This window comes from Citrobacter sp. MGH103, from assembly GCF_001034475.2.
In the GTDB taxonomy this organism is placed as follows: Bacteria; Pseudomonadota; Gammaproteobacteria; order Enterobacterales; family Enterobacteriaceae; genus Citrobacter; species Citrobacter freundii.
This window is the reverse complement of sequence record NZ_CP073043.1, coordinates 1954286-1975096: the sequence shown is the minus strand read 5'-3', so window position 1 is coordinate 1975096 and position 20811 is coordinate 1954286. Positions and strand designations below refer to the sequence as shown.

Sequence of the window (20811 nt, the reverse complement as noted above, 5' to 3'; positions counted from 1 at the left end):
CCCTTAAAAATCGTGTTGTGATAGCAAATTTTTGCTATCACCTTTATTAAAACAGGCGACAAAACGTGGATTCACCCAATTAAAAGTGCATTTTCAAAATAATAAAATATTGCGAACAGCAGAATTCCATTTTCAAACGATCATCACAATTTCATTTTTCTCGCATAGCAAATGATATTTAAACTGTCACTCAGAAAAGTGTAAATATGGAATTAACATAACCAAATAGTCATATCAATTAAGATTAAAATAATCAATAAAAACATAACATTACAATAATGCACAGCAATTTTATCTCACCGTTACCCCACTATTTTTTCACTCTTACTTTCAACTCAGCCATTCTTTTTCCTCGCTTCTTTTTATAGTCATGAAAATCGGGACAACCCAGGCGAGGTCTTTATGCAACAAGAAGCGTTAGGAATGGTAGAAACCAAAGGCTTAACTGCAGCCATAGAGGCCGCAGATGCAATGGTGAAGTCAGCCAATGTAATGCTGGTCGGCTACGAAAAAATTGGTTCGGGGCTGGTAACAGTTATTGTCCGCGGCGATGTCGGCGCAGTCAAAGCAGCAACAGATGCCGGTGCCGCCGCAGCCCGTAATGTGGGAGAAGTGAAAGCCGTACACGTTATCCCACGCCCGCATACCGATGTAGAAAAAATCTTACCGAAGGGAATTAGCTAATGAGCAGCAATGAACTGGTTGAACAGATCATGGCGCAGGTGATTGCTCGTGTGGCAACGCCAGAACAGCAGGCTATCCCAGAAAATAATCACCCAACACGAGAAACGGCTATGGCAGAGAAAAGCTGCAGTTTAACGGAGTTTGTCGGTACCGCGATTGGCGACACCGTCGGTCTGGTAATCGCCAACGTAGACAGTGCCCTACTGGACGCAATGAAACTTGAAAAACGCTATCGCTCCATTGGCATCCTTGGCGCCCGTACTGGCGCAGGCCCGCACATCATGGCCGCCGATGAAGCGGTGAAAGCCACCAATACTGAAGTCGTCAGTATTGAGTTACCACGTGATACCAAAGGCGGCGCAGGTCATGGCTCGCTGATTATTCTTGGCGGCAACGATGTTTCCGACGTGAAACGCGGCATTGAAGTCGCACTGAAAGAACTGGATCGCACCTTTGGCGACGTTTATGCCAACGAAGCCGGTCACATCGAAATGCAGTACACCGCACGTGCCAGCTACGCACTGGAAAAAGCCTTTGGCGCACCGATTGGTCGTGCCTGTGGCGTCATCGTCGGCGCACCAGCGTCCGTTGGTGTCCTGATGGCTGATACTGCCCTGAAATCCGCCAACGTGGAAGTTGTGGCTTACAGCTCCCCTGCTCATGGCACCAGCTTCAGTAACGAAGCCATTCTGGTTATTTCGGGCGACTCTGGCGCTGTTCGTCAGGCTGTTATCTCCGCCCGTGAAATCGGTAAAACCGTACTCGGGACCCTCGGCTCAGAGCCGAAAAACGATCGTCCGTCCTACATCTGATATCAGTGAGGCTGATTCATGAGATCGAAAAGATTTGAAGCACTGGCGAAGCGCCCTGTGAATCAGGATGGCTTCGTTAAGGAGTGGATCGAAGAAGGCTTCATTGCGATGGAAAGCCCGAACGACCCCAAACCGTCGATTAAAATCGTCAACGGTACAGTCACTGAACTGGACGGTAAATCCGCCAGTGAATTTGACTTAATCGACCATTTCATTGCCCGCTACGGCATTAACCTGGCACGCGCTGAAGAAGTCATGGCGATGGATTCGGTCAAACTGGCCAATATGCTTTGCGATCCCAACGTGAAGCGCAAAGACATTGTGCCGCTGACCACCGCAATGACGCCGGCAAAAATTGTCGAAGTCGTGTCCCATATGAACGTCGTTGAGATGATGATGGCCATGCAGAAAATGCGTGCTCGTCGTACACCATCTCAACAAGCGCACGTCACTAATGTCAAAGATAACCCCGTGCAAATTGCCGCTGATGCCGCTGAAGGCGCATGGCGCGGGTTTGACGAACAGGAAACGACCGTTGCCGTTGCGCGTTATGCGCCATTTAACGCCATTGCGCTGTTAGTCGGTTCACAGGTTGGACGCCCGGGCGTGTTAACTCAGTGTTCTCTGGAAGAAGCAACCGAACTCAAACTCGGGATGCTAGGCCACACTTGCTACGCTGAAACTATCTCCGTCTATGGTACTGAACCCGTCTTTACCGACGGCGATGACACGCCATGGTCTAAAGGCTTCCTCGCCTCGTCCTATGCATCCCGTGGTCTGAAAATGCGCTTTACCTCCGGCTCAGGCTCAGAAGTTCAGATGGGTTACGCCGAAGGCAAATCGATGCTTTATCTGGAAGCCCGCTGTATTTACATCACCAAAGCTGCTGGCGTACAGGGTCTTCAAAACGGTTCCGTAAGCTGCATCGGAGTCCCTTCCGCCGTGCCGTCAGGAATTCGTGCTGTGCTGGCTGAAAACCTGATCTGCTCCTCTCTGGATCTGGAATGCGCCTCCAGCAACGACCAAACCTTTACCCATTCGGATATGCGTCGTACTGCGCGTCTGCTGATGCAGTTCCTGCCGGGTACTGACTTCATTTCTTCTGGTTATTCCGCAGTGCCGAACTACGACAACATGTTTGCGGGTTCGAACGAGGATGCTGAAGATTTTGACGACTACAACGTTCTCCAGCGTGACCTGAAAGTAGACGGTGGTCTGCGTCCGGTTCGTGAAGAAGACGTTATCGCCATTCGTAACAAATCGGCGCGTGCGCTGCAGGCCGTCTTTGCCGGGATGGGATTACCGCCAATCACTGATGAAGAAGTGGAAGCGGCGACCTACGCCCACGGTTCGAAAGATATGCCGGAACGTAACATCGTTGAAGATATCAAGTTTGCACAAGAGATCATCAACAAAAACCGTAACGGTCTGGAAGTGGTGAAAGCCCTTGCTCAGGGCGGATTTACCGATGTCGCTCAGGACATGCTCAACATCCAGAAAGCCAAGTTAACCGGGGATTACCTGCATACCTCCGCCATTATCGTTGGCGACGGACAGGTGCTATCCGCTGTCAATGATGTTAACGACTATGCCGGTCCGGCAACAGGTTATCGCCTGCAAGGCGAACGCTGGGAAGAGATCAAAAACACCCCTGGCGCACTTGATCCCAACGAGCTTGGCTAAGGGGTGAAAAATGGAAATTAATGAAAAACTGCTGCGCAAGATAATTGAAGATGTGTTGTCTGAAATGCAGACCAGCGACAAACCCGTCTCTTTCCGCGCATCTACAGCGGCAAGCGCACCTCAGGCTGCTGCGGCACAGGGCGACAGCTTTCTGACCGAGATTGGTGAAGCCAAACAAGGCCAGCAACAGGACGAAGTGATTATTGCCGTAGGGCCGGCGTTTGGCCTGTCACAAACCGTCAATATTGTAGGGATCCCGCATAAGAATATCTTGCGCGAAGTGATTGCCGGTATTGAAGAAGAAGGCATTAAAGCGCGCGTTATCCGCTGCTTTAAATCCTCCGATGTGGCGTTTGTTGCCGTTGAGGGTAACCGTCTGAGCGGTTCCGGGATCTCTATCGGTATCCAGTCAAAAGGCACGACGGTTATCCACCAGCAGGGGTTACCGCCGCTTTCAAACCTGGAGCTGTTCCCTCAGGCACCGCTTCTGACGCTGGAAACCTATCGTCAGATCGGTAAAAACGCCGCGCGTTATGCCAAGCGTGAATCTCCGCAACCGGTCCCTACGCTGAATGACCAGATGGCTCGTCCTAAGTACCAGGCGAAATCAGCCATTCTGCACATTAAAGAGACCAAATACGTTGTGACAGGCAAAAACCCGCAGGAACTGCGCGTGACGCTTTGATAAAGGATACCTCCATGAATACCGACGCAATTGAATCGATGGTTCGGGATGTGTTGAGCCGGATGAACAGCCTGCAAGGCGAGTCCGCGACTCCGCCCGCGGCGAGTTCATCAGCACATACCGCGAAAGTCACGGATTACCCTCTCGCGAATAAACATCCTGAGTGGGTAAAAACTGCGACCAACAAAACGCTGGACGACTTCACGCTTGAAAATGTTCTGAGCAACAAAGTGACCGCGCAGGACATGCGCATCACTCCTGAAACACTGCGCCTCCAGGCGGAAATCGCCAAAGATGCCGGACGTGACAGGCTGGCGATGAACTTTGAGCGCGCTGCCGAGCTAACCGCTGTTCCTGACGATCGCATTCTTGAGATCTACAACGCGCTGCGCCCGTACCGCTCAACAAAAGATGAGCTGATGGCTATCGCCGACGATCTCGAAAATCGTTATCAGGCAAAAATCTGTGCAGCTTTCGTTCGTGAAGCGGCAGCGCTGTACGTTGAGCGTAAAAAACTCAAAGGCGACGACTAACTCAGGGACAGGATCATGCGATATATAGCTGGCATTGACATAGGCAACTCATCAACGGAAGTTGCTCTGGCTACTCTGGATGAGTCTGGCGTGCTGAGCATCACCGGCAGCGCGCTGGCAGAAACCACCGGAATTAAGGGCACATTACGTAATGTGTTTGGCATTCAGGAGGCCCTTACGCTGGCGGCAAAAAACGCCGGTATCAATGTCAGCGATATTTCGCTCATCCGTATTAACGAAGCCACCCCGGTCATTGGCGACGTGGCGATGGAAACAATAACCGAAACCATCATCACTGAATCCACCATGATCGGCCATAACCCTAAAACACCGGGCGGTGTCGGGTTAGGCGTGGGCGTCACTATTACGCCGGAAGACCTTCTCAGTCGCCCGGCGGATACGCCCTATATTCTGGTGGTGTCATCGGCATTTGATTTCGCCGATGTTGCTACGATGATTAATGCCTCCGTCCGTGCCGGATACCAGTTGACTGGTGTTATTTTGCAGCAGGACGATGGTGTGTTGGTCAGTAATCGTCTGACTCATCCCCTGCCCATAGTCGATGAAGTCCTTCATATTGACCGTATCCCGTTGGGGATGCTGGCTGCCATTGAGGTCGCCGTACCAGGAAAGGTTATTGAAACACTTTCTAACCCCTACGGTATTGCAACTGTCTTTGGCCTCAATGCCGATGAGACTAAAAACATTGTTCCGATGGCACGGGCGCTGATCGGCAACCGTTCAGCTGTGGTGGTGAAAACGCCGTCAGGTGATGTGAAAGCGCGAGCGATTCCTGCCGGAAATCTGGAGCTACAGTCTCAGGGACGTACAGTACGGGTCGACGTTGCAGCGGGCGCCGAAGCGATTATGAAAGCGGTTGGTGAATGCCCGAAACTGGATAACGTTACCGGAGAAGCTGGCACCAATATTGGCGGCATGCTGGAGCATGTGCGCCAGACGATGGCTGAATTAACCAATAAACCCAGTCATGAAATTTTTATTCAGGATCTGCTGGCGGTCGATACCTCGGTTCCTGTCAGCGTGACGGGTGGACTTGCCGGTGAGTTCTCGCTGGAACAGGCTGTCGGCATAGCCTCCATGGTGAAATCAGACCGCCTGCAAATGGCGATGATTGCCCAGGAGATCACGCAAAAGCTCAACATTGACGTCCAGGTTGGCGGGGCCGAAGCCGAAGCTGCCATTCTGGGGGCCTTAACTACTCCGGGCACCACGCGACCACTGGCTATTCTGGACCTCGGCGCGGGTTCAACCGACGCTTCTATCATCAATCCTAAGGGCGAAATTATTGCCACGCACCTGGCGGGGGCAGGCGATATGGTCACGATGATCATTGCCCGTGAACTGGGTCTGGATGACCGTTATCTCGCGGAAGAGATTAAAAAGTATCCGTTGGCGAAAGTTGAGAGCTTGTTCCATCTTCGCCACGAAGACGGCAGCGTTCAGTTCTTCCCTACACCTCTCCCGCCAACGGTTTTTGCGCGCGTGTGCGTAGTGAAGCCCGATGAACTGGTGCCACTGCCGGGTGAACTGGCGCTGGAGAAAGTACGGGCCATTCGTCGAAGTGCTAAGGAACGCGTTTTCGTTACTAACGCACTCAGAGCGCTACGTCAGGTGAGTCCGACCGGGAACATTCGGGATATTCCCTTTGTGGTACTGGTTGGCGGCTCATCCCTGGATTTTGAAGTTCCGCAGCTGGTCACCGATGCTCTGGCGCATTATCGACTGGTTGCCGGGCGCGGCAATATTCGTGGTACAGAAGGTCCGCGCAATGCGGTTGCGACAGGGCTGATTCTCTCCTGGCATAAGGCATTCGCTCATGGAAAGTAATCTCACCACGCCAGCCATCGTTATCTTCACCAGTGCTGACTGCGCTGACGTCTGGAATGACGTACTGCTGGGTATTGAAGAAGAAGGGATCCCCTTTGTGATTCAGGAGAATGACTCAACTGACATTATTCACAACGCATGGTTGGCAGCCTGCCAATCGCCATTGCTGGTTGGTATTGGCTGTAGCCGTGAAAAACTGGTCGTGCACTACAAAAACTTACCCTCATCAGCACCGCTTTTTACGCTGACGTATCAACAAAATAGCCACGATCGCCGCAGCATTGGTAACAACGCTGCGCGGCTGGTTAAAGGCATTCCGTTCCGGGAATGCCACTCATAACCCACAGGAGAAAAGCAGTATGAATAACGCACTGGGACTGGTTGAAACAAAAGGGCTTGTCGGCGCTATTGAAGCCGCTGATGCCATGGTGAAATCCGCAAACGTGCAGTTGGTTGGTTACGAAAAAATCGGCTCTGGCCTGATCACCGTTATGGTTCGCGGTGATGTCGGCGCGGTGAAAGCAGCCGTAGATGCTGGAAGCGCAGCCGCAAGCGCCGTTGGCGAGGTGAAATCCTGCCACGTTATCCCGCGTCCGCACAGCGACGTTGAAGCCATTTTACCTAAATCCGCATAAGTCGTTGCAACCAAGGAGCACAGCGTGAAGCAATCACTGGGATTACTTGAAGTTAGTGGTCTGGCATTAGCCATCAGTTGCGCGGACGTCATGGCGAAAGCCGCCTCCATCACGCTGGTGGGCCTCGAAAAAACCAACGGCTCAGGCTGGACGGTGATCAAGATAATCGGGGATGTGGCCTCCGTCCAGGCGGCCATTTCCACCGGTGTCAGTTTCGCTGACCAGCGAGATGGACTGGTGGCTCACAAAGTCATTTCCAGACCCGGGGACGGGATCCTGTCGCATAGCGTTGTCCTGGAGCCTGAACCAACGCCCGAACCCATACCAGCCATACCGCATGAAGAGATATTTGTAGACCATGCGGCACCCGAAGCACCGCAAGATGCAGAATTGATTAGCTGCAATTTGTGTCTTGATCCTGCCTGCCCTCGCCAAAAAGGTGAGCCGCGCACACTTTGTCTTCACTCCGGCAAACGAGGTGAAGCGTGATGGATAAACAGCAACTGGAAACCACTGTCGCTAAGGTTCTGGATGAAATGCGCGAGCGCCCGATTCCGCTGGGGATCTCTAATCGGCATATTCATCTGTGCGCTGAAGATTACGGTCGCTTGTTTCCCAATCACCCAATTAGTGAGAAAAAAGAGCTGCTGCAGCCAGGACAATATGCAGCAGAGCAGACTGTCACGCTGGTGGGGCCAAAAGGTCAGTTAAAAAATGTGCGTTTACTCGGCCCGCTGCGCAATACCAGCCAGGTCGAAATTTCTCGTACCGACGCCCGCACGTTGGGAATTGCTGCTCCGCTGCGGATGTCGGGCAATATTCAGGGCACACCCGGTGTTCGTCTTGTCAGCCCATTTGCTGAACTGGAGTTAGCATCCGGGGTGATCGTTGCCCAACGGCATATCCATATGTCGCCGCTCGATGCTCTGATTCTGCGAGTTTCCCATGGTGATAAAGTCTCGGTCGCCATTAATGGCGATGAACGTCGACTGATTTTCGATAACGTCGCCGTACGCGTTTCGCCGGATATGCGCCTCGAAATGCATATCGATACAGACGAAGCCAATGCTGCAGGCGCTGATAATCCCCAGGCATTTGCCACACTGGTGACCTCACGATGAACAACGAACTGCTGCAACGCATTATCGAGGAGGTTGTTTCCCGATTAAAAAAACGCGCGGAAAGCACGCTCATTCTTAGCGTCGCGCAGTTACGGGAAATCAATTCACGGACAGTATGCTGCCAGTACTCGTCGCTCCATCTCCAGCAAGTGGACCTGCCATTACTGGAGCAAATTGCCGAAGGCTGCCCAGTCAACATGTCGGTGGTAACGATTCACGACGCGCTGGCATGCGGAGTCCGCGTGAAGATTTCACTACAACACCGATTGTTACCCGCAATCCCCGTGAAAAAACTCGCGCGTCTGCCGCTGGAGTTCAGTGACGAACTGGGGCGAATCATCTTTTTGCATCCTGAGAAGCTTCTCAGCTATGCCGACGTCGCCCAATTGAGGGATGGCGTACTGGTGCTACGCCGTCGATGTGTCGTGACGGCTCTGGCTCAGGAAGCTGTCAGTCTGCGAAATGTCCAACTAATTAAGCAGGAGTGAGCTATGCATCTGGCACGGGTTACAGGCGTTGTGGTTTCCACGCAAAAATCCCCATCACTGGTGGGAAAAAAACTGTTGCTGGTACGTCGGGTAAGTGCTGACGGAGAGCTTCCTGCGTCCCCAGTGAGTGGAGATGAAGTCGCTGTTGATTCTGTCGGCGCGGGGACCGGCGAACTGGTATTACTCAGCAGCGGGTCCAGCGCCAGACACGTATTTTCCGGCCCTAATGAGGCCATTGATCTGGCTATCGTCGGCATTGTCGACACGCTTTCTCGTTAGGAGGAACTATGGCGATTTATACCCGCACAGGTGATGCCGGAACAACAGCCCTATTTACCGGACAGCGCGTGAGCAAAACGCATCCGCGCGTGGAAGCCTACGGTACGCTGGACGAACTGAATGCGGCGCTTAGCCTATGCGTTTGCGTGGCGAAAAACCCTCAGCACCGGCAGTTACTTGAAAATATCCAGCTGCAGCTTTTTTGGTTCAGCGCCGAACTGGCAAGCGAAAGCGAAGAACCAACGCCAGAGCAGCGCTACATCAGCTCAGAAGAAATTGCGGCACTGGAAGCTGCCATCGATATTGCAATGGGAAGAGTACCGCCCCTGCACAGCTTTATTTTACCAGGCCGCAGCGAAGCCGCCAGCCGACTGCACTTTGCCCGAACTCTGGCACGTCGCGCAGAAAGACGACTGGTCGAGCTGTCTACCGAGATCTCCGTCAGACACGTGCTGATGCGTTATATCAACCGCCTGTCCGACTGCTTATATGCGCTTGCACGAGCAGAAGATCATGACGCCCATCAAAACGAAATCATTCAGAAAGTGGCTGAGCGCTATCTCGCTGCCGTTCAACCACCAGCCACAAAGGAGCCGACTATGTCTCTGTCTTTTCAGGAGCTCCACCAACTCACTCGCGCTGCGGTGACGAGAGCAGAAGAACTTCAGGTTCCGGTCGTCATTAGTATTGTTGATGCGAACGGTACCCAAACGGTGGCCTGGCGCATGCCTGACGCATTACTCGTGAGTAGCGAACTGGCACCGAAAAAAGCATGGACTGCCGTGGCGATGAAAACCGCCACGCATGAGCTGACATCAGCAGTGCAACCAGGCGCCGCGCTTTACGGTCTGGAAAGCCATATGCAGGGAAAAGTCGTCACCTTCGGTGGCGGGTACGCATTATGGCGTGAGGGTTTACTCCTCGGGGGTCTTGGCATCAGCGGAGGAAGCGTTGAACAGGATATGGACATTGCAGAAACGGCCATTGCGGCGATTAACGTGAGAACACATCAATGAATACTTCAGAACTTGAAACCCTTATTCGTAACATTTTGAGTGAGCAACTCGCCCCGGCAAAAGCAGAAGTTAAGGGTAACGGTATTTTTCCGTCCGTTGGCGAAGCGATCGATGCCGCTCATCAGGCTTTTCTGCGTTACCAGCAATGTCCATTGAAAACCCGCAGCGCCATCATAAACGCCCTACGCGAAGAACTGACGCCTCATCTAGCTTCACTGGCCGCTGAGAGCGCTGCCGAAACGGGTATGGGCAACAAAGAGGATAAGTTCCTTAAAAATAAAGCCGCGCTGGACAACACTCCGGGTATCGAAGATCTCACCACCACGGCGCTAACCGGCGATGGCGGCATGGTGTTATTCGAGTATTCACCGTTTGGCGTAATTGGTTCTGTCGCCCCCAGTACTAATCCGACAGAGACCATTATTAACAACAGCATCAGCATGCTGGCGGCAGGGAATAGCGTTTACTTCAGTCCGCATCCGGGTGCTAAAAAGATTTCACTCAAGCTGATTGCCATGATTGAAGATATTGCTTTCCGTTGCTGCGGAATTCGTAATCTTGTCGTCACGGTCACAGAACCCACTTTTGAGGCTACCCAGCAGATGATGGCGCACCCTAAAATCGCAGTTCTGGCGATTACCGGTGGCCCAGGCATTGTTGCTATGGGCATGAAAAGCGGGAAAAAAGTCATCGGCGCAGGCGCAGGAAATCCACCCTGCATTGTTGATGAAACGGCCGACCTGGTTAAGGCGGCGGAAGATATCATCAATGGCGCATCCTTTGATTACAACCTCCCCTGCATTGCTGAGAAGAGCCTGATTGTTGTTGATGCCGTTGCCGAACGACTGGTTCAACAGATGCAGTCTTTTGGTGCGATGCTTCTCAATAGAGAAGAGGTAGACAAACTGCGAGCCGTCTGTCTACCAGAAGGCATAGCCAATAAAAAACTGGTAGGTAAAAGCCCGGCAACCTTACTGGAAGCAGCAGGAATACCGGTTCCGGCAAAAGCACCTCGATTACTGATAGGCATCGTCCATGCGGACGACCCGTGGGTTACCAGCGAGCAACTGATGCCAATGCTCCCCGTCGTAACGGTGAGCGATTTTGATAGTGCATTAACGTTGGCCCTGAAGGTTGAAGAGGGATTGCATCACACGGCCATTATGCATTCGCAAAATGTGTCACGTTTGAACCTTGCCGCGCGCACGCTTCAGACCTCCATCTTTGTGAAAAATGGCCCCTCTTACGCCGGGATCGGCGTTGGTGGTGAAGGCTTTACAACCTTCACTATTGCGACGCCAACCGGTGAAGGAACAACATCTGCGCGCACTTTCGCACGCTCTCGTCGTTGCGTGCTGACAAACGGTTTTTCTATTCGTTAATGGGGCCGTTATGAATAGCTTTTCACTGCAAACTCGATTGTACAGCGGCCAGGGAAGTCTGGATGTGCTCAAGCGCTTCACGAATAAGCATATCTGGATTATTTGCGATGGTTTTCTCGCGCGTTCTCCCCTGATTGAAAAGCTGCGCAACGCTCTGCCAGCGGATAACCGCATCAGCATTTTCAGCGATATCACCCCCGATCCCACCATCAGCACTGTAGTTCAAGGGATTGCACAAATGCAGTCCCTGCGGCCGGACATCGTGATGGGTTTTGGTGGCGGCTCAGCACTGGACGCCGCAAAAGCCATCGTCTGGTTCAGCCGCCAGTTCGGTATTGAAATTGAAACCTGTGTCGCAATTCCCACTACCAGCGGTACGGGCTCCGAGGTAACCAGCGCCTGCGTGATTAGCGATCCGGATAAAGGCATTAAATATCCATTGTTTAATAATGCGCTTTATCCAGACATGGCCATCCTTGATCCAACGCTGGTCGTCAGCGTACCGCCAGCCATAACCGCGAATACCGGCATGGACGTGTTAACGCATGCGCTGGAGGCATACGTGTCCACGAAGGCCAGCGACTTCACCGATGCACTGGCTGAAAAAGCGGCTCAAATCGTCTTCCAGTACCTGCCTGTCGCCGTCAGCAAAGGCGAATGCCTGGCAACAAGAGGGAAAATGCACAATGCGTCAACGCTCGCGGGAATGGCATTTAGTCAGGCTGGACTGGGGATCAATCATGCGATTGCCCATCAGTTGGGCGGTCAGTTTCATCTGCCACACGGACTTGCCAATGCGCTGCTGCTGACCCATGTCATTTATTTTAATGCTCGCGATCCGCGGGCTGCGAAGCGCTATGCCCGTTTCGCTAAAGCCTGCCATTTATGCCCGGATAACGCGAACGATACAGCGGCATTGAATGCGCTCATTCATCATATCGAGCTACTCAAAAAACAGTGTGCGTTGCCTTCTTTAGTTGACGCGCTTAAAGACGGAAAGCAAGCCTGGTCGCAACGTATCCCGTCGATGGTTCAGGCCGCGCTGGCTGATGTCACGCTGCAAACCAATCCTCGTGTTGCCGACGCCAGTGCCATGCAGGAACTGCTTGAGGAATTATTATGAAGACAGCCATGACGGCAGAGTCCACGCTCTATGATGCGCAGACAATTCGCGAACGCGTTCGCGCAGCGGGTGTTGTCGGAGCCGGAGGCGCAGGCTTTCCTGCTCACGTAAAATTACAGGCGCAGGTCGATACTTTTCTGGTCAATGCGGCTGAATGTGAGCCAATGCTGAAAGTTGACCAGCAGTTGATGGCCGTCCAGGCTGAGCGACTTATCCACGGCGTTCAATATGCCATGACGGCTACCGGAGCCAGTTCCGGAATTATTGCGCTCAAAGAGAAATACCAACAGGCTATCAATGCATTAACGCCCCTTCTGCCTGCCGGGATCCGCTTACATATTTTGCCCGATGTCTACCCGGCAGGTGACGAGGTTCTGACCATCTGGATGGCAACAGGCCGGAGAGTTCCGCCTGCCGCGCTGCCTGTCAGCGTCGGCGTAGTGGTCAATAACGTCCAGACAGTGCTCAACATCGCGAGAGCAGTTGAGCAGCAGTACCCGGTTACGCGTCGTACCTTGACCGTTAACGGCGCAGTCGCCAGTCCCATCACACTCACAGTCCCTATCGGAATGTCTTTACGTGACGTTCTGGCGCTGGCCGGGGGTGCAACCGTTGACGATCCCGGCTTTATTAACGGTGGTCCGATGATGGGCGGCCTGATTACTTCACTGGATACCCCAGTCAGCAAGACCACCGGGGGCCTGCTGGTTTTGCCTAAGTCTCATGCGTTGATTCAGCGGCGGATGCAGGATGAACGCACTGTGCTTTCTGTTGCAAAAACCGTTTGCGAGCAGTGTCGTTTGTGTACGGATTTGTGCCCAAGGCATTTGATCGGTCATGAATTATCCCCGCATCTGCTGGTTCGTGCGGTTAATTATCAGCAGGCGGCCACGCCGCAATTGCTGCTCACGGCCCTGACCTGCTCAGAATGCAATGTGTGTGAAAGCGTTGCCTGTCCAGTTGGGATTTCGCCGATGCGAATCAACCGCATGCTTAAACGCGAGCTGCGGGCGCTCAACCATCGTTATGAAGGGCCGCTAAATCCTGAGGATGAAATGGCGAAGTACCGGCTGATCCCGGTTAAGCGCCTTATTACCAAACTGGGCCTTAGCGACTGGTATCACGATGCGCCACTGGCTGAGACTGACTACTCCACAGACAAAACGACGCTGTTGTTACGCCAGCATATAGGTGCCAGCGCTATCCCATGTGTAGAACAAGGCGAACGCGTTGTTCGCGGTCAATGCGTTGCCGATGTGCCGTCCGGTGCATTAGGCGCGCCTGTTCACGCCAGTATTGACGGTATTGTCAGCGAAATCACTGAGCAATCCATCACGGTAATAAGAGGTTAATCATGTCTCAGGCTATAGGGATTTTAGAACTCACCAGCATTGCCAAAGGAATGGAAGCTGGCGATGCCATGTTAAAAAGCGCGAATGTGAATTTACTGGTCAGCAAGACCATCTGCCCGGGAAAATTTCTACTCATGCTCGGTGGTGACGTAGGTGCCGTACAACAGGCGATTGCCACTGGAACATCTCTTGCTGGCGATATGCTCGTTGATAGTCTGGTACTCCCCAACATTCATGCCAGCGTACTCCCCGCAATCAGCGGACTAAACAGCGTAGATAAGCGTCAGGCAGTTGGTATTGTCGAAACATGGAGCGTTGCTGCCTGCATCTGCGCCGCCGACAGGGCTGTTAAAGCCTCCAACGTCACGCTGGTACGCGTCCATATGGCATTTGGTATAGGCGGCAAGTGCTACATGGTTGTCGCAGGCGACGTGTCTGATGTGAATAACGCCGTGACGGTTGCCAGTGAAAGTGCGGGTGAAAAAGGCCTGCTGGTTTACCGCTCGGTCATTCCTCGCCCGCATGAAAGCATGTGGCGACAAATGGTGGAAGGATAATGGAAAGACAACCCACCACGGATCGTATGATTCAGGAATATGTTCCTGGCAAACAGGTCACGTTGGCGCACCTTATCGCCAATCCCGGTAAGGATTTGTTCAAGAAACTGGGATTACCTGATTCGGTTTCTGCGATCGGTATTCTGACCATTACCCCTAGCGAAGCCTCAATCATCGCCTGTGATATCGCCACGAAATCAGGGGCGGTAGAGATTGGTTTTCTCGACCGGTTTACCGGCGCGGTGGTACTGACGGGCGATGTTTCAGCCGTTGAGTACGCGCTGAAACAGGTAACCCGAACGCTGGGCGAAATGATGCGTTTTACCGCGTGTCCCATCACCCGGACGTAATCTCATGAAACGTATCATGCTAATTGGTCCCAGCCAGTGCGGTAAAACGTCGCTCACGCAGTGCATGCGCGGAGAGGTGCTCCACTATCAGAAGACCCAGGCCATAGTCTGGTCACCTACGACAATAGACACACCGGGTGAATATCTTGAGAACCGCTGCCTGTACAGTGCGCTGCTGGCCAGCGCCTGTGAAGCGGACATTATTGCGCTGGTACTCAATGCAGACGCGCCGTGGTCACCATTTTCTCCCGGTTTTACCGGACCAATGAACCGACCCGTTATTGGCCTCGTTACCAAAGCCGATTTAGCCAACCCGCAGCGTATTTCTCTTGTGGAGAGTTGGTTAGTTCAGGCTGGTGCGCAAAAAGTATTTGTCACCAGCGCGCTGGAGAATACCGGAGTCGATGAGATGTTCATTTTTCTGAATGCAAAGGAACCTTCATGTCTCACAAAATAATGGCCATTAATGCAGGTAGTTCCTCGCTTAAGTTTCAACTACTGGCGATGCCGCAGGGTGAAATGATCTGCCAGGGGTTGATAGAACGTATCGGTTTGTCTGATGCACAGGTCACCCTAAAAACACCAGCGCAGAAATGGCAGGAGACTTTGCCCGTAGCAGATCACCGTGAAGCCGTAACGTTGCTTCTGGAAAAACTGCTCAACCACCACATTATCAGCAGTCTGGAAGAGATCGACGGCGTGGGCCACCGCGTCGCACACGGCGGGGAATCCTTTAAAGACTCCGCGCTGGTAACTGATGAAACGCTGGCAGAAATCGAGCGACTCGCGGAACTGGCTCCTCTGCATAACCCAGTAAATGCGTTGGGGATCGCGGTATTCCGCCAGCTATTGCCCAAAACGCCAGCCGTTGCAGTGTTCGACACCGCGTTTCATCAAACGCTTGATGAGCCTTCTTTCATCTATCCCCTGCCCTGGCGTTACTATGTCGAGTTGGGTATTCGTCGTTACGGTTTTCATGGTACCAGCCACAAATACGTTAGCTCACAGCTTGCTGAAAAACTGGGTGTGCCACTCAGCGCCCTGCGCGTTGTTTGTTGTCATCTGGGCAACGGCAGCAGCATCTGCGCCATCAAAGGCGGACAATCGGTGAATACGTCAATGGGCTTTACACCACAATCTGGCGTGATGATGGGCACGCGAAGTGGCGATATTGATCCATCCATTTTGCCCTGGATAGCCCTGCGAGAAGGCAAAACACCGCAGCAGCTCAACCAATTGCTCAACAATGAGTCCGGATTGCTCGGTGTTTCTGGCATCTCACCTGACTACCGCGACGTTGAACATGCCGCAGATACGGGCAATCACCAGGCTGCTCTGGCGTTGACGCTTTTTGCTGAGCGCATTCGTGCCACCATTGGTAGCTATATTATGCAGATGGGCGGTCTGGATGCCCTGGTTTTTACCGGTGGTATTGGCGAAAACTCCGCACGGGCGCGCGCTGCGATTTGTCGTAACCTGAATTTCCTGGGTCTGGCCGTTGATGAGGAAAAAAATCAGCGTAATGCCACCTTCATTCAAACGGAAAATGCGATGGTCAAAGTAGCAGTGATTAATACCAATGAAGAGCTAATGATTGCGCAAGACGTTATGCGTTTAGCGATATCTGAAACTGTGACATTGGGCATTCCTGCATAATACTGCAGCACCTCAAATTGCGGCAAATCATGGTAATAGCGCGATCGCCATGACACTATGCGCCGAGGATTGCTGATCACATAGGTGAAGACGTGGCTGTTGCGCAATGTCCCGCATCGTGCGGAGAACTTATCCAGGGCTGGATTCTGGGCAGTGAGAAATTGGTCTCCTGCCCGGTTGAATGGTATAGCACCGTTGAGGTCACTTCAGGTTCGCCGCTGACAGATGAACGTCCACTTTCGCGGGCAATGGTTGAGAGGTTATTGCTGCACTGGCAATACCCGGCACACATGAGTCAGGATATCCGAATAGATGTCCAGTCAACCATTCCTGTCGCTAAAGGGATGGCCAGCAGCACAGCGGATATCGCCGCCACGGCAATCGCCACGGCACAGTATCTGGGGCATCAGCTAGACGAATCCACTCTGGCGCAGCTTTGCGTTTCGCTGGAACCTACCGACAGCACCGTTTTCCGCCAGCTTACGCTGTTCGATCATAACGACGCCTCCACGCAAATTGCCTGTGAATCCCAGCCTCAACTCGATCTGCTGGTTCTCGAAAGTCCGGAAACCTTGCTTACTGCTGATTATCACCGTACTCCACGTCAGTCAGGGTTACTGGCGGGCGCCCCAGCTCTGAAACGCGCATGGGAAAAGTTACAGGAAGCCTGTATCAGTCAAAACCCTTATCGGATGGGCGAAGCCGCCACGCTGAGCGCGATCGCCAGCCAGTTACTGTTACCTAAACCAGATTTTGATTCACTATTAGCACTGGTAGAAGAATGTGATTTATACGGCGTCAACGTCGCGCACAGCGGCAGCGTCGTCGGTCTGATGCTCGACAGAAAGCGTCATGATGTGGACTACATTAAATGGATGCTGACGCAGAAAAAATTGACAGTGCACTGGCCGGAACAACATTTGTTGCGGATGGTAACTGGCGGGGTCGAACTGCAATAAGGGCCGCCGCTAAGCAGCGACCCAAACGAGCATAAAATCGTTACTCAGCTTTCGCATCGGCGTTTTTCACTTCGCCCATCGCTTTCAGCTTTTTAGAGATGTCGCGGCGCTCTTTAGAGATCTCAGCGTTTTTGATGATGTAATCATCAACACGATCTTCATAATCGCTTTTCATGCTGGCGATAATGCCCTGAATCGCTTCCACGCTCATTCCAGGCTTGATGTAGTCGCTCAGGTTGTCCAACAGCAGAACGCGTTTCTGGTTGTCACGGATCTTTTTCTCAACGTCCTGAATTTCACGTTGCAGTTTGTTTTTACGACGGAACAGACGAACAAATTCCAGCACGTCCTGGAAAGAAGGCTTGGTAGTTTCCATTTTTACACCCCTGATAATGTGAGATTCGGATTCGTTAAAACAACGGCTAAAGTGGGTCAACATTACTTTCATGCCCGCCATACTTCAAGTTGCATCTGCATCGACAATGCATGGTTGAAACCTGAATTATCGAGGGTAAAGCCATTGCAGTTACCAATGGTTTTAGCCTTTTTCAGTATCATACCTCTAATCTTTGCTGAATCGAAGCAGCAGTAGAACCTATCGCCTCATCTGCTCTTTATTTGCGCAGCGCGCGACAGATTAAATGTGAGAGCAACTCCAGCTGTCGCGCCATTTCCATGTTCAACCAAACGTAGCCGTGAATGGGCGTTTCTGCGACATAATCGCCTTTATGCTCAGCAATGAGCTGACGTAACTCCGCCACGGTGTCATTGAGCTTTTCCGTATTGGCAAGCACCGGCTGCGGATTCCCTTCGTACAAGGCGTGGGTTATGGTCAGTAGCGCCTGCTGCGTCCTGAGCTGAGTTTCACGCAAAGTTTGCGCATTCAGCATGACAAAGTGGCTGGTGCGGCTGGCCCAAAGTGCATTAATTTGCAGCTCAAGCATGCAGACCAGATTGCGGTTAACCGTTTGAATAGCCTCAAAAATGGATTTTTGAATACGGGTTTCTTTACTGGCGGGAACGATGAGCCCGCGCATTTTGACAACGTCGCTTAAGAGCTGCTGTAAATGCTTCTCAAGCCGCGGTTGCTCAAGCAAATTAGGGGATAGCGCGGCCTGATACACCCGATTATATCCCGTCACACAATGTGCCAATTGGATACGCCAGTGTATAAATGCCCGCTGCGGCCAGATGCCGGTAAACAACATCGCCAGTAATGAGCCCAAAATAACATCGCCACCGCGCCATAACGCGGTATTCATATCTCCGGCAGGCGCCCCCACGACCACGGCAAGCGTAATGCCAATCAGCAGCGCCTGATACGGCCTTTTACCCAATGCCAACCAGCCACAGAGAAACATCGCCACCGCGCACCAGATCAGCATTAGCGGAAGCGAAAAGAGTTCCAGACGCAGGGCAATCAATCCAAGCACCGAGCCCAGGATCGTTCCGCCTATACGCTCAAACGCTCTGGGAACAACGTTACCCCAAAAAGAAATTGGCCCCATAATCACCACCAGCGTGATCAGAGGCCATGTACCTTCGGGAATGTTTAACAGGCGTACCAACAGAAAAGTAAGAAGAAACGCCAGCGCAATGCGAATGCCATGCACCACACGATAATGACGATACAAACGAATTTCAAAAGGACTCAGAGACTTATCTGCACGCACTCATGCACTCCGTCAGGGAATAGCAAAGAAGCGAATTGTACCTGTTTTTACGGTGAAAACATCATCCTGATGACCAGGACATTCATCCTGATTTACACCAAAAACAGTTACTTCAACTGTACCGGCACGTACATTTCAATGTCCCAGTAACCGTCCTCCATGCCGTTGTTCATATAAACTTCAAAACAGGGTTTAGCCGCTATCGCATACGTCGAATCCTGCATCAGGCGCTCAAAAAACTGATACCACGGCGTCGCGAAGTCATGATTTTCAACGCGCGCAACGGCTATAGCATAGTCGCCACCTGCCAGCTCGGTCTGGATCACGCCTTCGCTGTTTTCCGGGATCTCAAAACCTTCAGGCACAGACACCACGGTATCACAACGAAGTTTTTCCGCCGGAACAACGTCAGGATTGTCGTAATAAACGGCTATCCATTCCAGCGGTACGATCTGCTTACCGTCGACCCACATCATTAACTGTTCGAAACCTTGCTTTACCGTTTGTTCCCACGGTCCAACCATATGGAAACCGGCAATTATGCGTTTCTCGACCTGCTTTATCTCGTACTCCATATAACCTCCGTTATTACACTGTATTTATATACAGTGTAATTTTTAGGTATGACGGCCACAAGGAATCAGTGATTATTATGTGAGCAGATTCGCACTCTTGCCAGTCAGGCACATCAGGAAAACTACGCCTTATGGCGGAAGTAATCGCTCAAACGCGAGAAGACGCCACCTTCGTTGACAGACTCCAGCGTAACCAGAGGCCAGTGCGCCACCAGTTTATCCCGATCGTAGAGTTCAATTTCCCCCACACGTTGATGGGCTGCAATGGGGGCGACCAGTTCTTTCTTATCAAGAACATATTTTGCCTTGATATTCGCGACTTCGGCTTTAGGCAGGGCCATCCAGAAATCCTGCTCTGTGCCAAGGCTAATTTTTTCTTTATCGCCATACCAGATCCGTTCAATACCGACCTGCTTACCGCTACGTAAAACCTGCACGGTATCGAAGTTCTGTTGTCCCCATTGCAGCAGTTTTCTCGCCTGGTCTTCACGTCCTTTCGCACTCTCCGCCCCCATCACAACCGCAATCAGGCGGCGCTGCCCATCAACAGCAGAAGCAATCAGGTTGAATCCAGCGCCGGAGGTATGCCCAGTCTTCAGACCGTCGACGTTCATGGTTTTATCCCACAACAAACCGTTACGGTTTTGCTGCGTGATTCCGTTCCAGGTAAGGCTTTTTTCACTGTACATATGGTAGAAATCCGGCTCTCCATGGATGATAGCTCGCGACAGCACGGCCAGATCGTAAGCTGAGCTATGCTGACCTGGCGCATCCAGACCATGTACCGTTTCAAAATGCGTGTCCCGCAGGTTCAGCTTTTGCACATAGTTGTTCATCATCGCGACAAACTGCGGCTGCCCTCCGGCGATGTAATCCGCCAGCGCCACACAGGCATCATTACCGGAATCAACAATTAACCCACGACTCAGGTCGCGCACAGAAACGCGATCCCCTTCTTTCAGGAACATTAAGGATGAACCGACGAATACCGGATTATCTTTCGCCCAGGCGTCGCGCCCAACGGTGACAATATCTGTCGGACTAATACGCTTGCTGTCGATTGCGCGATCGACAACATAGCCAGTCATCAGCTTGGTCAGGCTGGCAGGGTTGCGCTGCTGGTGTTCATTTCCGGCTGTCAGGATTTGGCCCGTGGTGTAATCCATTAATACCCACGCTCCGGCATTAATCGCGGGTGGCTGTGGGGAAAAGCTTACGACCTCGGTCGCGTAAGCGGGCGAAAAACTCATCGCAAAGAGTGAAGCGGCAATAAACAAACGGCGTTTCAACAGCATGTCCTCAGGAAATGGAGAAATAGCCGTTCTTTTTACGGAAGTTCTGGCGAACAAACATGGACAAATTGCAAGAAAATGTGACATAAGGCACATTTTCTTGCTGTA

General features: G+C 52.2%; 25 protein-coding genes. 21 read left to right on the top strand and 4 right to left on the bottom strand.

Annotation, left to right across the window (positions count from 1 at the left end; all coding sequences use genetic code 11):
- Positions 1-402 precede the first annotated feature (402 nt).
- The 21 genes from pduA to SK33_RS09255 all read left to right on the top strand — a co-directional run bounded on the left by pduA (position 403) and on the right by SK33_RS09255 (position 17163).
- Positions 403-684 (top strand): propanediol utilization microcompartment protein PduA, encoded by a 282-nt coding sequence (gene pduA / locus SK33_RS09355; RefSeq protein ID WP_003030255.1) that lies wholly within the window; start codon positions 403-405, stop codon positions 682-684.
- On the top strand, positions 684-1496 hold the full coding sequence (pduB, locus tag SK33_RS09350) for a propanediol utilization microcompartment protein PduB (RefSeq protein ID WP_003030252.1): 813 nt from the start codon (positions 684-686) through the stop codon (positions 1494-1496). Before pduA ends, pduB begins: the two co-directional genes overlap by 1 nt.
- 18 nt (positions 1497-1514) lie before the next feature.
- Positions 1515-3179: a propanediol dehydratase large subunit PduC gene (gene pduC, locus SK33_RS09345; protein ID WP_048218031.1), complete on the top strand. Its 1665-nt coding sequence runs from the start codon at positions 1515-1517 to the stop codon at positions 3177-3179.
- A gap of 10 nt (positions 3180-3189) precedes the next feature.
- A complete protein-coding gene (pduD, locus tag SK33_RS09340) occupies positions 3190-3864 on the top strand; it encodes a propanediol dehydratase medium subunit PduD (RefSeq protein WP_048218032.1) in 675 nt (224 codons plus the stop codon).
- A 14-nt stretch (positions 3865-3878) separates the two neighbouring features.
- On the top strand, positions 3879-4397 hold the full coding sequence (gene pduE / locus SK33_RS09335; protein ID WP_003030243.1) for a propanediol dehydratase small subunit PduE: 519 nt from the start codon (positions 3879-3881) through the stop codon (positions 4395-4397).
- A 15-nt stretch (positions 4398-4412) separates the two neighbouring features.
- Positions 4413-6245, top strand: coding sequence for a diol dehydratase reactivase subunit alpha (locus SK33_RS09330; RefSeq protein ID WP_003839013.1), 1833 nt, complete (start codon positions 4413-4415; stop codon positions 6243-6245).
- Positions 6235-6585, top strand: a complete 351-nt coding sequence (locus SK33_RS09325) for a glycerol dehydratase reactivase beta/small subunit family protein (RefSeq protein WP_048218033.1) — start codon at positions 6235-6237, stop codon at positions 6583-6585. The genes SK33_RS09330 and SK33_RS09325 overlap by 11 nt, the downstream gene beginning before the upstream one ends.
- Before the next feature lie 19 nt (positions 6586-6604).
- Entirely contained in the window at positions 6605-6880 is a 276-nt protein-coding gene (pduJ, locus tag SK33_RS09320) for a propanediol utilization microcompartment protein PduJ (protein ID WP_001057752.1), read from the top strand.
- Between the two features lie 24 nt (positions 6881-6904).
- Positions 6905-7369 carry a BMC domain-containing protein gene (locus SK33_RS09315; RefSeq protein ID WP_016150574.1) on the top strand — a complete coding sequence of 155 codons (465 nt, stop codon included), beginning with the start codon at positions 6905-6907 and terminating at the stop codon, positions 7367-7369.
- Positions 7369-8001 (top strand): phosphate propanoyltransferase, encoded by a 633-nt coding sequence (locus SK33_RS09310; protein ID WP_003030214.1) that lies wholly within the window; start codon positions 7369-7371, stop codon positions 7999-8001. Before SK33_RS09315 ends, SK33_RS09310 begins: the two co-directional genes overlap by 1 nt.
- Complete coding sequence (pduM, locus tag SK33_RS09305; RefSeq protein WP_048218034.1) at positions 7998-8489, top strand: microcompartment protein PduM; 492 nt, start codon at positions 7998-8000, stop codon at positions 8487-8489. The genes SK33_RS09310 and pduM overlap by 4 nt, the downstream gene beginning before the upstream one ends.
- Positions 8490-8492: 3 nt before the next feature.
- Entirely contained in the window at positions 8493-8768 is a 276-nt protein-coding gene (locus SK33_RS09300; protein WP_003030211.1) for a EutN/CcmL family microcompartment protein, read from the top strand.
- Positions 8769-8776: 8 nt separating this feature from the next.
- The gene (gene pduO, locus SK33_RS09295; RefSeq protein ID WP_048218035.1) at positions 8777-9784 is read left to right on the top strand and encodes a two-domain cob(I)yrinic acid a,c-diamide adenosyltransferase PduO; all 1008 of its coding nucleotides are present in this window, start codon (positions 8777-8779) and stop codon (positions 9782-9784) included.
- On the top strand, positions 9781-11166 hold the full coding sequence (gene pduP / locus SK33_RS09290; protein WP_003030206.1) for a CoA-acylating propionaldehyde dehydrogenase PduP: 1386 nt from the start codon (positions 9781-9783) through the stop codon (positions 11164-11166). Before pduO ends, pduP begins: the two co-directional genes overlap by 4 nt.
- A 10-nt stretch (positions 11167-11176) precedes the next feature.
- Positions 11177-12289: a 1-propanol dehydrogenase PduQ gene (locus SK33_RS09285; RefSeq protein ID WP_048218037.1), complete on the top strand. Its 1113-nt coding sequence runs from the start codon at positions 11177-11179 to the stop codon at positions 12287-12289.
- Positions 12286-13641: a cobalamin reductase PduS gene (gene pduS / locus SK33_RS09280; protein WP_003838995.1), complete on the top strand. Its 1356-nt coding sequence runs from the start codon at positions 12286-12288 to the stop codon at positions 13639-13641. Before SK33_RS09285 ends, pduS begins: the two co-directional genes overlap by 4 nt.
- Before the next feature lie 2 nt (positions 13642-13643).
- The gene (pduT, locus tag SK33_RS09275; protein WP_003030201.1) at positions 13644-14198 is read left to right on the top strand and encodes a propanediol utilization microcompartment protein PduT; all 555 of its coding nucleotides are present in this window, start codon (positions 13644-13646) and stop codon (positions 14196-14198) included.
- Positions 14198-14548 carry a propanediol utilization microcompartment protein PduU gene (gene pduU, locus SK33_RS09270; protein ID WP_003030198.1) on the top strand — a complete coding sequence of 117 codons (351 nt, stop codon included), beginning with the start codon at positions 14198-14200 and terminating at the stop codon, positions 14546-14548. The genes pduT and pduU overlap by 1 nt, the downstream gene beginning before the upstream one ends.
- 4 nt (positions 14549-14552) lie before the next feature.
- Positions 14553-15005, top strand: a complete 453-nt coding sequence (gene pduV, locus SK33_RS09265; protein WP_003030195.1) for a propanediol utilization protein PduV — start codon at positions 14553-14555, stop codon at positions 15003-15005.
- A complete protein-coding gene (locus SK33_RS09260; protein ID WP_003030191.1) occupies positions 14990-16204 on the top strand; it encodes an acetate/propionate family kinase in 1215 nt (404 codons plus the stop codon). The genes pduV and SK33_RS09260 overlap by 16 nt, the downstream gene beginning before the upstream one ends.
- A gap of 92 nt (positions 16205-16296) precedes the next feature.
- Entirely contained in the window at positions 16297-17163 is an 867-nt protein-coding gene (locus tag SK33_RS09255; RefSeq protein WP_044711279.1) for a GHMP family kinase ATP-binding protein, read from the top strand.
- A gap of 40 nt (positions 17164-17203) precedes the next feature.
- On the opposite strand, the gene SK33_RS09250 is transcribed toward SK33_RS09255, so the two are convergent.
- The 4 genes from SK33_RS09250 to dacD all read right to left on the bottom strand — a co-directional run bounded on the left by SK33_RS09250 (position 17204) and on the right by dacD (position 20706).
- Entirely contained in the window at positions 17204-17539 is a 336-nt protein-coding gene (locus SK33_RS09250) for a DUF496 family protein (RefSeq protein ID WP_003030187.1), read from the bottom strand.
- Between the two features lie 238 nt (positions 17540-17777).
- Positions 17778-18836 (bottom strand): FUSC family protein, encoded by a 1059-nt coding sequence (locus SK33_RS09245; protein WP_003030186.1) that lies wholly within the window; start codon positions 18834-18836, stop codon positions 17778-17780.
- 107 nt (positions 18837-18943) lie between these two features.
- Positions 18944-19411 (bottom strand): DNA gyrase inhibitor SbmC, encoded by a 468-nt coding sequence (gene sbmC / locus SK33_RS09240; RefSeq protein WP_003030184.1) that lies wholly within the window; start codon positions 19409-19411, stop codon positions 18944-18946.
- A 122-nt stretch (positions 19412-19533) separates the two neighbouring features.
- Complete coding sequence (dacD, locus tag SK33_RS09235; protein ID WP_032935099.1) at positions 19534-20706, bottom strand: serine-type D-Ala-D-Ala carboxypeptidase DacD; 1173 nt, start codon at positions 20704-20706, stop codon at positions 19534-19536.
- Positions 20707-20811: the final 105 nt, after the last annotated feature.

Excerpts from the sequence above, each read along its gene's own strand:
- pduA (WP_003030255.1), top strand. The coding sequence starts at position 403 with ATGCAACAAGAAGCGTTAGGAATGGTAGAAACCAAAGGCTTAACTGCA.
- pduB (WP_003030252.1), top strand. The coding sequence starts at position 684 with ATGAGCAGCAATGAACTGGTTGAACAGATCATGGCGCAGGTGATTGCT.
- pduC (WP_048218031.1), top strand. The coding sequence starts at position 1,515 with ATGAGATCGAAAAGATTTGAAGCACTGGCGAAGCGCCCTGTGAATCAG.
- pduD (WP_048218032.1), top strand. The coding sequence starts at position 3,190 with ATGGAAATTAATGAAAAACTGCTGCGCAAGATAATTGAAGATGTGTTG.
- pduE (WP_003030243.1), top strand. The coding sequence starts at position 3,879 with ATGAATACCGACGCAATTGAATCGATGGTTCGGGATGTGTTGAGCCGG.
- SK33_RS09330 (WP_003839013.1), top strand. The coding sequence starts at position 4,413 with ATGCGATATATAGCTGGCATTGACATAGGCAACTCATCAACGGAAGTT.
- SK33_RS09325 (WP_048218033.1), top strand. The coding sequence starts at position 6,235 with ATGGAAAGTAATCTCACCACGCCAGCCATCGTTATCTTCACCAGTGCT.
- pduJ (WP_001057752.1), top strand. The coding sequence starts at position 6,605 with ATGAATAACGCACTGGGACTGGTTGAAACAAAAGGGCTTGTCGGCGCT.
- SK33_RS09310 (WP_003030214.1), top strand. The coding sequence starts at position 7,369 with ATGGATAAACAGCAACTGGAAACCACTGTCGCTAAGGTTCTGGATGAA.
- pduM (WP_048218034.1), top strand. The coding sequence starts at position 7,998 with ATGAACAACGAACTGCTGCAACGCATTATCGAGGAGGTTGTTTCCCGA.
- SK33_RS09300 (WP_003030211.1), top strand. The coding sequence starts at position 8,493 with ATGCATCTGGCACGGGTTACAGGCGTTGTGGTTTCCACGCAAAAATCC.
- pduO (WP_048218035.1), top strand. The coding sequence starts at position 8,777 with ATGGCGATTTATACCCGCACAGGTGATGCCGGAACAACAGCCCTATTT.
- pduP (WP_003030206.1), top strand. The coding sequence starts at position 9,781 with ATGAATACTTCAGAACTTGAAACCCTTATTCGTAACATTTTGAGTGAG.
- SK33_RS09285 (WP_048218037.1), top strand. The coding sequence starts at position 11,177 with ATGAATAGCTTTTCACTGCAAACTCGATTGTACAGCGGCCAGGGAAGT.
- pduS (WP_003838995.1), top strand. The coding sequence starts at position 12,286 with ATGAAGACAGCCATGACGGCAGAGTCCACGCTCTATGATGCGCAGACA.
- pduT (WP_003030201.1), top strand. The coding sequence starts at position 13,644 with ATGTCTCAGGCTATAGGGATTTTAGAACTCACCAGCATTGCCAAAGGA.
- pduU (WP_003030198.1), top strand. The coding sequence starts at position 14,198 with ATGGAAAGACAACCCACCACGGATCGTATGATTCAGGAATATGTTCCT.
- pduV (WP_003030195.1), top strand. The coding sequence starts at position 14,553 with ATGAAACGTATCATGCTAATTGGTCCCAGCCAGTGCGGTAAAACGTCG.
- SK33_RS09260 (WP_003030191.1), top strand. The coding sequence starts at position 14,990 with ATGTCTCACAAAATAATGGCCATTAATGCAGGTAGTTCCTCGCTTAAG.
- SK33_RS09250 (WP_003030187.1), bottom strand. The coding sequence starts at position 17,539 with ATGGAAACTACCAAGCCTTCTTTCCAGGACGTGCTGGAATTTGTTCGT.
- sbmC (WP_003030184.1), bottom strand. The coding sequence starts at position 19,411 with ATGGAGTACGAGATAAAGCAGGTCGAGAAACGCATAATTGCCGGTTTC.
- dacD (WP_032935099.1), bottom strand. The coding sequence starts at position 20,706 with ATGCTGTTGAAACGCCGTTTGTTTATTGCCGCTTCACTCTTTGCGATG.